Source organism: Rhodococcus sp. YH3-3, assembly GCF_001653035.1.
In the GTDB taxonomy this organism is placed as follows: Bacteria; Actinomycetota; Actinomycetes; order Mycobacteriales; family Mycobacteriaceae; genus Rhodococcus_F; species Rhodococcus_F qingshengii.
Genome location: NZ_BCWH01000002.1, coordinates 714,554 through 728,710, shown reverse-complemented (window position 1 = coordinate 728,710; position 14,157 = coordinate 714,554). Strand labels below are relative to the sequence as shown.

Annotated in this window: 14 protein-coding genes; 4 read left to right on the top strand and 10 right to left on the bottom strand. The window is 61.0% G+C overall.

Features of this window, described 5'->3' with window-relative positions:
• Positions 1 to 52: 52 nt before the first annotated feature.
• Together YH3_RS16170 and YH3_RS16165 are read right to left on the bottom strand one after the other, a co-directional pair.
• On the bottom strand, positions 53 to 1,525 hold the full coding sequence (locus tag YH3_RS16170; RefSeq protein WP_064443715.1) for an aromatic amino acid ammonia-lyase: 1,473 nt from the start codon (positions 1,523 to 1,525) through the stop codon (positions 53 to 55).
• A gap of 197 nt (positions 1,526 to 1,722) precedes the next feature.
• Positions 1,723 to 2,397, bottom strand: coding sequence for a TetR/AcrR family transcriptional regulator (locus YH3_RS16165; protein WP_058037649.1), 675 nt, complete (start codon positions 2,395 to 2,397; stop codon positions 1,723 to 1,725).
• A 110-nt stretch (positions 2,398 to 2,507) separates the two neighbouring features.
• On the opposite strand from YH3_RS16165, the gene YH3_RS16160 reads away from it, so the two are divergent.
• Positions 2,508 to 2,882 carry a nitroreductase family deazaflavin-dependent oxidoreductase gene (locus YH3_RS16160; RefSeq protein ID WP_058037648.1) on the top strand — a complete coding sequence of 125 codons (375 nt, stop codon included), beginning with the start codon at positions 2,508 to 2,510 and terminating at the stop codon, positions 2,880 to 2,882.
• Between the two features lie 9 nt (positions 2,883 to 2,891).
• On the opposite strand, the gene YH3_RS16155 is transcribed toward YH3_RS16160, so the two are convergent.
• From YH3_RS16155 to YH3_RS16140, 4 genes are all read right to left on the bottom strand, one after another.
• A complete protein-coding gene (locus YH3_RS16155; RefSeq protein WP_021331952.1) occupies positions 2,892 to 3,443 on the bottom strand; it encodes a TetR/AcrR family transcriptional regulator in 552 nt (183 codons plus the stop codon).
• 27 nt (positions 3,444 to 3,470) lie between these two features.
• A complete protein-coding gene (locus YH3_RS16150; protein WP_064443714.1) occupies positions 3,471 to 4,157 on the bottom strand; it encodes an ABC transporter ATP-binding protein in 687 nt (228 codons plus the stop codon).
• Positions 4,154 to 5,284, bottom strand: coding sequence for an ABC transporter permease (locus YH3_RS16145; protein WP_030536958.1), 1,131 nt, complete (start codon positions 5,282 to 5,284; stop codon positions 4,154 to 4,156). Before YH3_RS16145 ends, YH3_RS16150 begins: the two co-directional genes overlap by 4 nt.
• 142 nt (positions 5,285 to 5,426) lie before the next feature.
• Positions 5,427 to 6,377 carry a TauD/TfdA family dioxygenase gene (locus YH3_RS16140; RefSeq protein ID WP_054187475.1) on the bottom strand — a complete coding sequence of 317 codons (951 nt, stop codon included), beginning with the start codon at positions 6,375 to 6,377 and terminating at the stop codon, positions 5,427 to 5,429.
• A 175-nt stretch (positions 6,378 to 6,552) separates the two neighbouring features.
• Between YH3_RS16140 and YH3_RS16135 the strand changes: the two genes are divergently transcribed.
• Positions 6,553 to 7,320 carry a MerR family transcriptional regulator gene (locus YH3_RS16135; protein WP_003940101.1) on the top strand — a complete coding sequence of 256 codons (768 nt, stop codon included), beginning with the start codon at positions 6,553 to 6,555 and terminating at the stop codon, positions 7,318 to 7,320.
• 78 nt (positions 7,321 to 7,398) lie between these two features.
• Entirely contained in the window at positions 7,399 to 8,955 is a 1,557-nt protein-coding gene (locus tag YH3_RS16130) for an alpha/beta fold hydrolase (RefSeq protein ID WP_064444208.1), read from the top strand.
• A 2-nt stretch (positions 8,956 to 8,957) separates the two neighbouring features.
• Here the strand turns inward: YH3_RS16130 and YH3_RS16125 are convergent, their stop codons facing one another.
• From YH3_RS16125 to YH3_RS16115, 3 genes are all read right to left on the bottom strand, one after another.
• Positions 8,958 to 10,478: an AMP-binding protein gene (locus YH3_RS16125; RefSeq protein ID WP_064443713.1), complete on the bottom strand. Its 1,521-nt coding sequence runs from the start codon at positions 10,476 to 10,478 to the stop codon at positions 8,958 to 8,960.
• Between the two features lie 73 nt (positions 10,479 to 10,551).
• Positions 10,552 to 11,673 carry a DUF5938 domain-containing protein gene (locus YH3_RS16120; RefSeq protein WP_064443712.1) on the bottom strand — a complete coding sequence of 374 codons (1,122 nt, stop codon included), beginning with the start codon at positions 11,671 to 11,673 and terminating at the stop codon, positions 10,552 to 10,554.
• 55 nt (positions 11,674 to 11,728) lie between these two features.
• Positions 11,729 to 12,532: an SDR family NAD(P)-dependent oxidoreductase gene (locus YH3_RS16115; protein ID WP_007732778.1), complete on the bottom strand. Its 804-nt coding sequence runs from the start codon at positions 12,530 to 12,532 to the stop codon at positions 11,729 to 11,731.
• Positions 12,533 to 12,875: 343 nt separating this feature from the next.
• Between YH3_RS16115 and YH3_RS16110 the strand changes: the two genes are divergently transcribed.
• A complete protein-coding gene (locus tag YH3_RS16110) occupies positions 12,876 to 13,478 on the top strand; it encodes a TetR/AcrR family transcriptional regulator (protein WP_030536953.1) in 603 nt (200 codons plus the stop codon).
• Here YH3_RS16110 and YH3_RS16105 read toward each other — a convergent pair whose 3' ends face one another.
• Complete coding sequence (locus YH3_RS16105) at positions 13,479 to 14,072, bottom strand: TetR/AcrR family transcriptional regulator (protein ID WP_003940428.1); 594 nt, start codon at positions 14,070 to 14,072, stop codon at positions 13,479 to 13,481.
• Positions 14,073 to 14,157 lie beyond the last annotated feature (85 nt).

Genomic DNA, 14,157 nt, shown 5'->3' with positions numbered 1-14,157 from the left:
AATGGTCGAGTTCCGTTCGAGCACACACCTACTTGTGATTCGGTCCACCTGCTTACTGGTCGAGCGGTTGAGAAAGAAAGTTCACGGCGGCACTCAGATCTGCACTGAGTGGCCGGTCTTCGGTCCTCGTGTCCAGCACCAAACGCGCACGCGCGAGGTACGCGCCGAGCTCGGTCGCCGGATCCAGCTCACGCTGTTGTTGCGAGAGTGCGCGAACTGCCGAGATCAGTTCACACGCCAGCACCAATCGAGATTGGGCAAGAATGTCCGCCAATTGAGTTGCAGCTTGGGATGCGAAACTTGCGTGATCCTCGGTGCCGCGCGAAATTACCGTGTGGCCCAACGACCCCGGTGCCGCCGACGAGCGGATCTCGGCAATGGCAGCAGAAGTCGTGTATTCGAGAAGCATGGTTCCGCTGCTGCCGTCGGGACCGTCTGCAAGGAACGCACGAAGGCCGGTGACTGCGGGGTCGGAGAGGTTGGCGAGCCGACATTGCGAGAGCAGGGCAGCACTGGCGACCGCCAACTTCGCCTCGTCGACTGCAAGGGCTATTGGCATTGCGTGGAAATTTCCGTTGTGGAACACCATGTCGTCTTCGACCGACACCAGCGGATTCTCCGAAGACGAATTCATCTCGATACTCAGCGTGTTCTGCAGTCGATGCACCGCTTGCCAGGTGGCACCCAAGATTTGCGGTAGGGCGCGAAACCCGAACGAGTCCTGAACTCTCACGGGTGTGATGTCGTGTGGTGCCAGCAGATCGCGAACCCGCTCTGCGACTTCCGCTTGACCGAAGTGCATTCTTGCCGACTGTACTTGTGCAGCAAACGGTTCGATCGAACTACGCGACGCAAGCACGGAAAGAACACTGACAACCAAGCAGTGCTGAAGCCACCCCGCGACTTCGATACTGGTGTCGCCGGCGATCGCCACCGTCATCGCGTTGGTGGAGATGAACGGAAGTGCATCACCGTGGTGCGGAGTCCAACCGATTCCGGTGCGTCCGTCGCGAAGCGGGCTCTCACCGATCAGCCCCATGGCGATTTCGGAGAACGCACTCAGGTCACCCGTTCCGATCGCACCGCGTGCGTGCACTGTCGGCAGGTTCTGCGAAGCAACAGCAGCAACCAGACCGTCGATGATGTCGGGATGCATACCTGAGCCGCCGTTGAGGATCTGGTTGGTGCGGATGACGATCGCGGCGCGCACCACCCGGTCGGGGAGCCTGGGGCCCGATCCCGTTGCGTGACTTCTCAGAAGCCTCAGATCCTGCTGCACACCGTCGGAGACGGATGTTTCGCGATTCCCGCCCACCCCGGTAGTGCGCCCGTACACCGCTTGACGGGAGGAAACCCGAACCGCGGTCTCCCATGACCGCCGTGTGAGCTCGAGAGCCGCGTCGGCAGGTCGAATCACGGCCGGCTCTCGCGCGATTTCGTTCACCCGGTGAACCGACAACCCTTTCCCGTCGAGCAGGACATTGTCGTCTTCCGTCCGGTCTTCTCCAGGAAGACGTTCAGTCATCAGAACTCCATCGATCGAAGGACTCGGCCACCGCGGTCGGCGTGCATCACATCATCTACGTAATGTGCCTTGGGTCACTTTTGATGAATGTATAGTCCTGTATATACAGCCACCTGTCAATAGGACACTGCAGCTCATCCGCGTGCACACACCTTGCGTTACCCCAGTACGAGTGAGCAACTGGGCACGAATCGTTGCTATTCGAGGACCGGTGCCGCCGATGCGCGACGCGCCTCGAGCGCATCGAGGATGAGATCGAGACCGTAGGCGAACTCACTCGTGTGGTCGTAAGCCGGACTCAGACCGTGATCGACGATCATCTCGTGAAGGAAGGGCAACTCTTCAGCCGGAAGGCGCTCGAGGATGTCACTCGCAACTTCTTCGACGTCGACGGGCCCGCTGATCGGCAGATTCGCCTCCTGGAGAACATATCCGCCGATGTAGCTGTCGATCAGCGAGGCTCCGTGGGCGGCCATCGGGAGTGTGAACCCGGCCTTCCGGAGCACTCCGAGCACAGCGTCGAGATGACGCAGGGTCGCCGAGCCAGGGCTGCGTCGCGAATCCAGCAGACCGAGAGCCCAACGGTGCTGCGACAGGACTGTGCGAGCGGAAAAGGCGCGTCCACGGATTGCATCTCGCCAATCCGCACACTCACTGTCGGGCAGGTCGATCGCCTCGAAGACCGCATCGACGAGGCCGTCGAGGATCGCATCTTTGTTGGGCACGTGGTGGTAGAGCGACATCGCCTCGATGCCCAGCTCCTGGGCCACCCGTCGCATCGTGACGGCTTCGACACCACCCGCGTCGGCAACGCGGATCGCACCCTCGATTACGCGAGTCCTGTTCAGCGACTGTCGCGGTTGCCGTGACACACAGACTCCCCTCGGCGGAACGAATACGTTGACAACCTTACATACGTAAGTCACCCTTACAGGTGTAAGCCCGCCTTACGCTCGTAAGGCGATCGAGAGAGGAGATCACAATGCCGATGCCGAGATGGTGGGGACATGTCAACAAACGAGTGTTCAACCCGCGTGCAATTTCGAGCGGTAAATGGCCGGTACTGACTCACGTCGGACGCACATCCGGCACGACCTACCGGACGCCCCTCGACGCCTATCCGGTCGAGGGTGGCTACGTCTTCATTCTGGTGTACGGATCGGGCTCGGACTGGGTGCAGAACGTCTTGAGAGCGGGAAGCGCTCGACTGTCGGTCGACGAGACGGAGGTGAGCCTCGGCACCCCACGCCTCGTCGCGAAAGACGAAGCATTTCAAGCACTTTCCTCAGACGTGTCCCAACCCCCGAGGCTGCTCCGCATCACCGAGTACCTTCGGATGGATCTGATTACGGCCTGAGGGTGCCCGTCACGCGAGGACCTCACGCACGGCGGACCTGACTTCGTCCATGCTGCAACCGGATTCGATCAGTTCAGTACCCGTATGCACCAGCGAGTTGATCAACTTGGCGGTGAGCTTCGGGTCCGACACGCCACGGAGGCGAAGGGCCTCGACCAGCGGAAGCACAAGACTGTCGTGCATTTCCATGATCCGCGAATCTCGAAACGTTTGCGGGGTCAGCGTCGCCAGCGCTCCGACTATCGCATGCTCCCCGTCGGCAACCAGCTGGAGGTTTGCCTCGACGTACGCCCATACCGGATCGTCTGCGCCTGCCATCGCCTCGACGATCTTGTCGTTCCAGCGCGGGAACATGTCTTCGACGACGGCACTGAGGAGATCTTCTCGGGACCGGAAGTAGTGGTAGGCACTCGACCTGGCGAGCCCGGCCTTCGCTGCCACCTCACCGAGCCCCGGCGGCCGGTCCGGGGTCTCGGACAGAAGAGCGTGTGCAGCGTCGAGGAGGGCACGGCGCTGAGCAGCACGATGCTCGACCACAGTGGGGGCATCGATCCTCGGCACCGAATCTCCTCCAGCCCCCTTGCGGGCTTACTCGCTCTGACGCAATCGACCGTCAACCATTTCGAGGATGCGGTCGCAGTGCCCGAGCACGTCGTGATCGTGGGTCACCATGATCGTAGCGACGCCTGCCTCGTGAGTTTCGCGCGAGAGCAGTTCGACCACCTCATGGCTGCGTTTGCGGTCGAGAGCAGCCGTCGGCTCGTCGACGAGCAGTAGCGAGGGATTGCTCATCAATGCCCGAGCGATACCGACGCGCTGGCGTTCACCGCCGGAGAGTTGACCGGGTCGACGATCTGCACGGTGACTCATACCGACCGAGTCGAGCAACTCCTCGGGATCGCGACCCGGCCGCCCCGTGAGCTTGGGAATCAGCCGAAGCTGATCGCGCGCCGTCAGCGCTGGAATCAGGTTGCCGGACTGAAAGACGAAGCCGACCTTGTCTCGTCGAAGTTTGGCGAGAGCACGGGCCGGCATCGCCGACACGTCCACGCCGTCGATGACAATCGTTCCACTCGACGGCCGACCGAGTCCGCCGGCCACAGCGAGCAAGCTCGACTTTCCAGCGCCTGACGGTCCGACGATCGCGACAAGTTCGCCGCACGAGACCCCCAGGTTCACGTTGTCGAGGGCGAGCACGGTGGAGTCACCGTCACCGAATCGAAGACTGACAGCGGTCAATACCAATCCGGTTGTGGTCTTTTCGACTGTGGTCATCGGTTTTCTCCCAATGCGGTGAGCGGGTTGACACGGGTAACACGGACGATGGCAACGGCTGCGCCGACCAGCCCGAGTACCGCCAAGAGCACTGCGCCGTTGACGACTGGGCCGGACTCGAGGGCGAACGGCATCCCCCCGCCTTCGAGCCCCGAACCGAGCCCCAAGCCCAGCAACACACCGAGGCCGATGGAACCAAGCAGCACTACCAGTGCCTGCGCCATGCCGTCACGAAGCAGGAAGCCGGTAGAGGCTCCCATCGCGCGCAACACTGCGAGTTCACGACCGCGCTGAACCGTCCAGATACTGAAGAATGCACCGACCACCAGGGCCGAAATCGCGTACAGAAACGCCTTGATCATCGACATAGTCATCATTTCCGCGGAGAACCCTGGTGAGGAGTCGAAAGATTCCTCGAGCGTCTTTGCGGACGTTCCCGCCGCCGCATCGCCCGACACGAGATCCGGTAACGCGCCACCAATGCCCCGAATCGCAACAACACTTGCTTCGGAATAGGCACTGGCATTGGCGGTTTCGCCGATCTTGGCACCGGCGTGAACCTCCTGCCAAGTACGCAGGGGCAGGTAGGCGACGTCGACGTGACCGAAAGTGCGCTTGTCTTCGGTGAATCCGACAACTGTCAGCTCCGTACCGAGTCGATCGAGTATCACGGTGTCACCGATCGCAACACCGTCGTCACGGAAGGTAGAGCTGACGATGATGTCCGTGTCGGCTTGCAGCCCCCTCCCGTCGGCGGAGACGGGCTCGAGGAAGGAGCCAGGTTCGATGCCGAAGAGCGTGAGATCGACAGGCGTGCCACTGCGAGTTTTTGCATTGACGATCATGTTGCCGAAGAGCTCGGCGTCTTGGACATCGGGTTGCATACGCCATGCCTGCGCCTGCTCCTCGGTGACGACCGAGCGCGAAAACGCTGAGTCGGCTTTGGTGTCCGGCGCGAAGGCAAACGCCTGAATCGGCGTCCGCTGCAAAGCGGAGACACCGTCGTTTACCAGGCCGGACGAGAGGCCGGACAGAATCACCATCAGGATCGAGATGAGGGCAACCACGGCACCCATCAAGAGGAATCGATTTCGCGCAAACCACAGTTCACGCAGGGCGAGGAACATTCGGGAAGCTCCAAAGTCGTCGGTGCGAGTCACGCCGACTTTTATCGACGCCTTGTCGAAATCATATCGACATGGCGTCGAAAAACTATGTGAGGTGCGTTACTACTACCCGTAGTAGACACTCGAGGGACTGAGCGCCGCATCATCCCCCGACGCCCACCGGTCGATCCCCGACAATCGAGATTCGATCCATCACACGACGAGCCGGGAAGTAGTCACTGGCCGCGTAGTGCTGGCAGGTCCGATTGTCCCAGAAGGCAACAGTATTCGGCTCCCACTTCAAACGGACCTGAAATTCCGGACGATTGACGTGGCGATACAGCATCGTGAGAAGTTCGTTCGATTCTTCTTCTGACACACCCAAGATCCGTTGCGTGAAGGTCATGTTGACGAACAACACCCGCCTGCCACTTTCCGGAATGATCCGAACCACCGGATGCTGCACAGCGGGGAACTTCGGACGCAACATCTCGACCGCATCCACCGGCATCGACCTGCCGAACGAGTTGATCCAATCGTGTTCTGCAACAAGCGGGTCGATACGCTTCTTGATGTCTTCAGGAAGCAGATCGTAGGCAGCTGCAGTATCGGCCCACAAAGTGTCACCACCCACCTCCGGCACCTCCACCGCACGAAGAACTGCTGCGAACGAAGGAAACTCGTGCCACGTAACGTCGTTGTGCCAGTTGTTCTCGACTCCGCCGACCATCGCATCCTTCGCCAGTGTCGTGACATCGACGTCCGTCTGCCCGGGCTGCGTGTACTTGAAGAACGGATGCTGTTCGAGATCGCCCCAACGCTCGGCAAAAGCTCGATGTTCCGCTCGGTCGAGGTCCTGATCGCGGAAGAAGAGGACTTTCCATTCGAGGAGAGCTCGGCGGAGTTCCGCAATCACGGCATCAGACAGACCCCCGCCGAGTCGAATACCGGAGATTTCCGCTCCGATCGTCGGCGCGACCGCCTTGACCGCAAAGTGTTCGTACGGTGCCGGAACTACCGACTCGGGATTCCGGCGAGCAACGAGTGGACCGTACGCAGCAAGCGGGTCGGTGGGGATCGGAAAGATTGTTGCCGCAGGAAAAAGGGTAGCCATCAGGGCACTTCCTCGAAATCGACGATGTCGTAAAGGACAAAGGTCAGATTAAGTCCGCCTCCTTAAAGTGTCAACGGTCACGTTCTCCGGCGCGAATCTTGACCCTGACGCCGCGTCAAGGTTGGAGAATGGTTTTCACAGACGGAATCCGATTCGATCACGGGAGGGCAGGGCGATGATGACCATCGGCGAGCTGGCCAAATTGGCCGGCACCACCGTCAGATCCGTGCGCTACTACCACTCGAACGGCCTTCTCGAAGAACCACAACGCCAACCCAACGGCTACCGCATGTACCGGGCGGTGGACCTGGCACGACTGAGTCGCATCCGCCGCCTGCGCGATCTGGGGATTCCTGTCGCCAAGATCGCCGAACTACTCGACGGCGACGCTCACGACACTCGGTCCGCACTCGATGCCCTCGACAAGGAATTGGCGACGAAAGCCGAACAGATCGCTGTTCAGCGTGCGCACATCGAGTCGCTACGCCGCAATGCCGATCCTGAACTACCCGACGCGTTTTCGGAAGTGCTCGCACAGTACGTCGTTGCCGGTGCGCCGACAGCGTGGATCGACAACGAGCGTGAACTTCTGATCCTCGCACTCACGGTCTCCGGGGGCGATCCCGAGGTCTGCGATTCACTCCTGTCCGCCCATCGCCGGGTATTGGCCGAGCCGAACCGCGAGCAGGCCATCGAATTGATAACTCGCATGTATGCCCTCGCCGACGCACCGGCTGACGCGGACACGATTGCGGCCCTTGCCATTCAGTTCTGCGACTTCACCGAGAGCGTGCTACCCGAACAGGCTGCACCGGAGGACGCTTCCCCCACCCGGCTGGTAGCGGTACTGCGCGAACACCAAGCGGATCGACGAACCGTCACCCAGGAAAGATTCGCGAAGGCTGTGGCCGCGGAGTTCGCCGCCCGTCAATCCCGCCTCTGAAAAACCCTGATCAACCCCCACATTCGAAGTGGGGTGACCAACACTGCCCGAAAATGGGCTCAACGCAAGGACACGACAATGACTGGATTCACCATGCCCAGATCACGCATGCCTCGACCACGAAGGTGGCTGGCTACCACAATCGCCGCTGCCGCGCTCGCCGTACCTGCATTGGCGGCGTGCTCGGATCCTGCTACTCCGCAGGAAGATCCACAATCGAATCTCAGCGCGTTCTACGAACAGGATCTCGAGTGGGGGCCATGCGCCACAGATACCGGAACGTCGACCGCAAGTGAATGCGCCATGGTCACAGTACCTTTGGACTATTCCGTCCCTGACGGCAAAACGATCGAAGTGGCGATCTCGCGGGTCGCGTCCACCGACCCCGCACAGCGACGCGGGATCCTGCTCACCAACCCTGGTGGCCCGGGTGGCCGAGGACTGGGATTGCCCGAGATTCTGAATGCGGGCATGACACCGGAAGTCGCAGCGGCATACGACGTCATCGGCATGGACACCCGAGGACTCGGCAAGAGCACACCGATCGACTGCGGCGTCGAACAGATGACATGGATGCGGTCGCCGGGCACCACGGACGAGGGATGGAACGAGAGTGTTGCGCTCGCACGCGAGGCCGCTGACACATGCTGGGACAAGTACCCGGACTATCTGCCGCACATCAATACTCAAAACATCGCCCGAGACCTCGACGTGATTCGTGGCGCCCTCGACCAGGAGAAGGCGTCGTACTTCGGGTGGTCGTACGGTACATACCTCGGTGCAACCTATGCTCAAATGTTCCCGGACAGGATCGACCGTGTGGTTCTCGACAGTGCACCGGATCCGAAGAAATACGGATACGAGATGTTCCAGGACATGGGCCCGGCCAACGAGAAAGCGATCGACGGATTCTCGCAGTGGGCAGCAGAACACAACTCCACCTATGCACTCGGATCGACGCCCGCCGAAGTTCGCGCCCTCATCGAGAAGCTGATCTCGGACGCGGCCACCACTCCGATACAGATCGGTGATCATGCCGTCGACAATCACGTCCTTCCATTCCTGATGTACGTCAACGGAACCGGCGACACCGAGAAGGAGAGCGAGGCATTCGCACAGGTATTGGTTCAGTTGCGCGATCTCGCCGCAGGCAAGACCGTCGAGAACATCCATCCCCAGCTGACGGGATTGATGCAGGCATGGTTCCAGACCGAACTGGGAACCGGTCCTGACTATGCCGGGACAATCGCCATCGTCTGCGGAGATGTGTCGATGCCGAGCGATCCCCAGTGGTACCGCAACAAGTTGGAGGAGCACCGTGATGATCAGCCGATCTTTGCCGGCACACACAACACGATCATGCCGTGCGCGTTCTGGCGCAGTGAGGCCCCTACGCGGATCGACATCGACAACAACGTTCCGGCCTTGCAGATCCAGGCAACCGGTGACACCCGCACGACGTACGACGAAGGCCTCGGCATGCATGAGGCGATGAAAGGCTCACGGCTCGTGACAGTTCCAGGCCGCACTCATGCGGTGTTCCCGGGCTACGCGAATACTTGCGCGAACGCCGCCGTCAACTCGTACCTGCTCGACGGCTCACTGCCGGCCGAAGACGTGGTGTGCGAGTCGTGACCTCAGCCCGTCAGCTCGCTCTTGATCTCGTTCTTGAGAACTTTGCCGACCTTGGAGCGAGGTAGATCGTCCCAGACGATCACTTGCTTCGGAGTCTTCACACTTCCGATGCGAGCCTTCACGAAAGCCATCACCTCGGCGCCGTCGATGTCGGCGCCGAGGTGCGGTTGCACCACTGCCACAACGCGTTCGCCCCACTTGTCATCCGGCAACCCGATCACTCCGCAGTCCTGAATCCCCGGATACGCCATGAGCGCCTGCTCCACCTCGACCGAATAGACGTTGAAACCGCCGGTGATGATCATGTCCTTCGCACGGTCGACGATGAACAGGAAATTGTCGTCGTCCAGGTACCCGATATCGCCGGTGTGATGCCAGCCGTGGGCTGACGCTTCCGCGGTTGCGTCGGGGTTCTTGTAATAACCCGCCATCACCAACGAACTGCGGATCACCACCTCACCACGCTCGCCACGTCCGAGCAGCGCGCCTTTGTCGTCCATGATCCCCACGGTCACCAGCGGCGACGGTCGACCCGCCGACGAAAGTCGTGACGTTGCGACAGTGCCGTCCGAGCCGAAGTGCTCCTTCGGTGACATCGTCGAAATCATCATGGGGGCTTCACTCTGCCCGAACAGCTGAGCCATGACCGGGCCGATCTTGTCGATCGCCTCCGCGAGTCTGGTCGGGGAGATCGGCGCCGCTCCGTACCAGAAGCATTGCAGCGAGCTGAGATCCGTGGCCGACAGGGCCTCGTGCTCGAGCAGCATGTAGATGAGCGTCGGCGGCAGGAAGGTGTGAGTCACCTTGTGCTTCTGAACGTTCGCGAGGAAGTACCCGAGGTCGGGCTTCGGCATGATCACTACTTCGCCGCCGAGGGCCATGATCGGGAAGCACAGAACACCGGCGGCGTGAGTCAGCGGTGCCAACGCCAGATACACCGGGCGCCCCTCGAACGGATAACTCATCAAGGTGATTGCGGTCATCGTCTCGATGTTGTGCCCGGTCAACATCACTCCCTTGGGCCGTCCAGTTGTACCACCGGTGCCGACCAGCATGGTGACGTCGTCGGGCGCAGCGACGTCGAGTTCTTCTTCCCCGAGCCAGCTTTCGAGAGATTGTGCCGATTCCGATTCGCCGTCGATGCAGACGAGCGTCACCAAATGGGGAAGCGCATCCTTGATCTGGTCGACTAGCGGCGCATAGGACTTTTGGAAGAACAGAGCGCGACAATCGAACAAATCCAACAGGTCTCGGTTTTCCGCAGCTTCGTTGCGAGGGTTGATCGGGCACCAGACGCCGCCGGCCCGGCTTATTCCGAATACGCACGAGAACGAGATCGGATCATTGCCGGACAGAATCGCGACCTTTTCGCCCGGCGCGATGCCCGAAGCCGCGAGCGAAGCTGCGAAGCGTCGGCTGAACTGTTGCACCTCGCCGTAGGAGAGAGTGCGCTCCCCCATCGTCAAACACGGTGCGGTGGAACCAAGAGAGGCTCCCTTGTCGAGATAGTCGGTCAAACGCATGGGGAGCCTCCAGGGCGGGGCTCCCGGCGCGCTACACGCCGGGAGCCGTGAACATGATGACGAGGGCGACGAGTTAGGCGTTGATGGTTACTTCCGGCTCCAGAGCCAGCCCGAAACTACGTAGCGCGCCGAGCAGTTCGCGATGGCCGAACGCCTGGCAAGCCGAGGCAAGCCCGGTCCGCTTCGGCGCCTGCTGGAGCAGAGAATGCGCTGCATAGGCGTGCAGGAGGCCCGTCTGCTTGTAGTTACAGTTTCCGTGGATCACGACGTGCGAGCGACCCAGCGGGCCCGACGCGTAGACGGAGTCGAGTGAGGTGTTGATGCGCGGATTCTCACGAGGGGGCATACCGGCCTGAACCGATCCGGCGATCTCGGCCAAGGCGGCTTCCTGCTCGTCGGCGGGCAGGGTCTTGATCTGCTCCTCCACGATCTTCTGCGTCGCGACAACGCCTTCCATCACGGTGCGGTCGAACACTCCGCCCGCAGCCTTGACGTTGGAAACTCGCGGATCGTTCTTGAACCACACCGGGTGGCATGTTCCGCCCCACGGCAATGCAAGCGCAGTTTCGTGCTGGCCCGGAACGACGACGTCGAAAGTCTGGCCGGGCGCCCACTGCACGTACTTGTTCTGCTCGAGGTAGTACCAGTTCGCCTTGAGGATGGTGAAGATCGTCTGAGTGGACGCGTAGGTGGGAAATCCCTTCCACAGCACGAGGATGTCGAGCGTATCGAGGCCCGGCGTTTCCAGTGCGATATTGGCCGCGATCTCACCGGTGGTGTACATCTGCGCGATACCGGGAGAGAGGAGCAGGCCCTTCTCCTGATACTTGTCGCTGAACTTCTCCTGGACGTCGAGTACCCAGTCCTGCTCACCGGTGGTATCCATGTAGTGGCAACCGGCATTCAGCGCGGCCTCGACGACGGTCCCGCCAAGCTTGATGAACGGCCCGACCATGTTGCTGACAACCTGTGCACCGGTGAACAATTCGGTGAGAGCCTCGACCGTGTGCTCGACCTCGACGACTTCGTGATCGACGGTGTCCAAACCAGGGATCTTGTCGAGGACCTCTTGGATGCGACCGGCGTCGCGGCCGGCTGCGATGAACGGGATGTTGAACTCGCGCAGGTATTCACACACCAGACGGCCGGTGTACCCGGAGACGCCGTAAACGATGACGGGCTTCTTTTCGGACATGTTCGTGGAACCTTTCGAAGACGTGAGAAGGGTGTACGTACGAATGAAGGGCGAGTTACATGCCCATGCCACCGTCGACCGGTAGGCCGATTCCGGTGATGAATCGCGCGGCGTCGGAGGACAAGAACACAACGGCGTCAGCCATGTCGTTCACTTCACCGAGGCGGCCGAGCGGGGTGAGGCCGATGACGTCTCCGACTGCTGCTTCGGCGCTGGGCCAGAGACCGAGCTTCTCCATGTCCGCCGCGAGTCCGAGACCCATCTCCGTGGCGACAAGACCCGGGTAGATGCAGTTGACGCGGACTCCGTAGCCGAGCTTGCCCGACTCGGCGGCGGCAACTCTGGTGAAGCGATCGACCGCGGACTTGGTCGCGGAGTATCCACTGATCCCGGGAAACGGAATGGTTGCGGCCACTGAAGAGATGTTGATGACGGAACCGCCGGTTCCGGCTACGCCACCCGGACGCATGCTGCGCAGTCCGTGTTTGGTTCCGAGCGCTGTTCCGAGGATGTTGACCTCACACATACGGCGGATGTCATTCGGATCGAGGTCGACCACCAGCGAGGAAATCTCGATGCCTGCGTTGTTGACGAGGATGTCGAAGCCGCCGAGGGTCTCCGCGGTGGCGGCGACTGCCTCTTCCCAGTTGGCATCGTCGGTGACGTCCAGCTTTACGAAGCCGGTTTTGACTCCGCCCGAACCAACAGCCTCTGCGGTGGCACGACCCTCGTCTTCGAGAACGTCGCCGATCATCACTGACGCCCCCGCCTTCGCCAACGCCTCAGCCATTCCGGCTCCGAGCCCCTTGGCACCACCTGTGACCAGTGCTTTTCGTCCCTCGAGATCAAACACGCTCATTTTCGACTGCCTCCATGACTGAAACGACTCTCGCGATGCCACCGTTCACAGCGACGCTGCCAAGTGGTGTGAGTCACAGAGTATTCAACTTTGGACGAGTGTCAAGAGAAATCTTGACGACTGTCAAGATTTTGTTACACGCTCGTCAAAGACCAGGGGTTACACTGATTCGGACGCGGTGATCGTGCCGCTGTGGAAACCGCAGGGAACAGGACGTGCCATCGTGACCACGACAGTCGAGAAGCCTAGTGAGGCAGGGAAAAAGGCTGCACCTAGCTCACCGGGCCAGCAGTCCGACTCCGCGAAGCGGTCCGACTCCGCCAAGCGGTCCAACGCAGACAAGGTGTCGCGTCGCCAGGTCGACAAATTCTCCGAGCGACGTGATCAACTCGCCGAGGCCGCACTGCAAACCCTGGCCGAATTGGGCTACGCACGCACGAGCCTGCGCGAAATCGCCCAGAATTCGGAGTTCTCCCACGGCGTCCTGCACTACTACTTCAGCGACAAGGTCGATCTCATCACCCACTGCGTGCGCCACTACAAGGCACGCTGCGTCACCCGCTACGACGGCATCGTCGCCACCGCGAAGACACCGGAGGAACTGAAAACCGGTTTCGGTGCACTGCTCGCCGAGACCATGATCGAAGAACCCACGATGCACCGCCTCTGGTACGACCTGCGCGCGCAGTCGATGTTCGAGGAGTCGTTCCGAGCCGACGTCGCCGCGATCGACGAGAGTCTCGAAAACATGATCTGGCGCATTGTTTCTCGCTACGCCGAGCTTCTCGACGTAGAGGCATCGGTCACCTCGGCGGCGATGTACGCAATCTTCGACGGCCTGTTCCAGCAGAGCCTGCTGCGCCATCTGTCCGGCGATCAGACTGCCGCAAACTATCTTTCGGTGAGCGTCCAGCAGATGCTGCCTCTGGTAGTGCCCACTCCCTGATCAGCGAGCAGCGATGCCTTCCGCGACGTACCTGGCTCCGCGATCGAATTCTCCGACCACGTCGTAATCGGCGTCTTGCCGCCAGAAGCGGACCAACGCTCCGTACGTGCCACCGATCATCTGTGCAAGAAACAGCGGCGGGTAGTCCGATCTCACTTCGCCGGCTTCGATACCGGCAGTGACGATCCGCAGAAGTTCCACGTGGAACCGATGATCGTGGGCCGCCCCCGCTCCGGAGGAGGCGAAGTCGCGCTCGAGTTCTGCAGTCACCATGCGCAGATAGCGCGGGTGCATGATCGCTTGCTGCGCAAAGTCCTGAAAAATCCGGGAGATCCGATCAGAAGTCGGCATCGGCGATTCCATGAGCTGATCCACCAGTGCCGCAAGCTGATCGAGATGATCACTGTGCAACGCCTCGAGAACCGAGTCCTTGCCCTGGAAGTAATTGAAGAAGGTGGCTCGCGACACCTCGGCTCGCTCGGCGATGTCGTCGACGGTCGTGCTGGCGAAACCCTGCGCCGAGAACAGAATTCGAGCAGCCGAGAGCAACCTGTCGTTGGTGTCGCGCTTGTTCTGTTCTCGTTTGGAAATCACGTCGACCTGCCCTTCTCCGCCTCAGAACACAGTCTTCGCCACAGTCCGGAATGTGTCCAATGTCCGTCCCGTCAGGTGACGCACC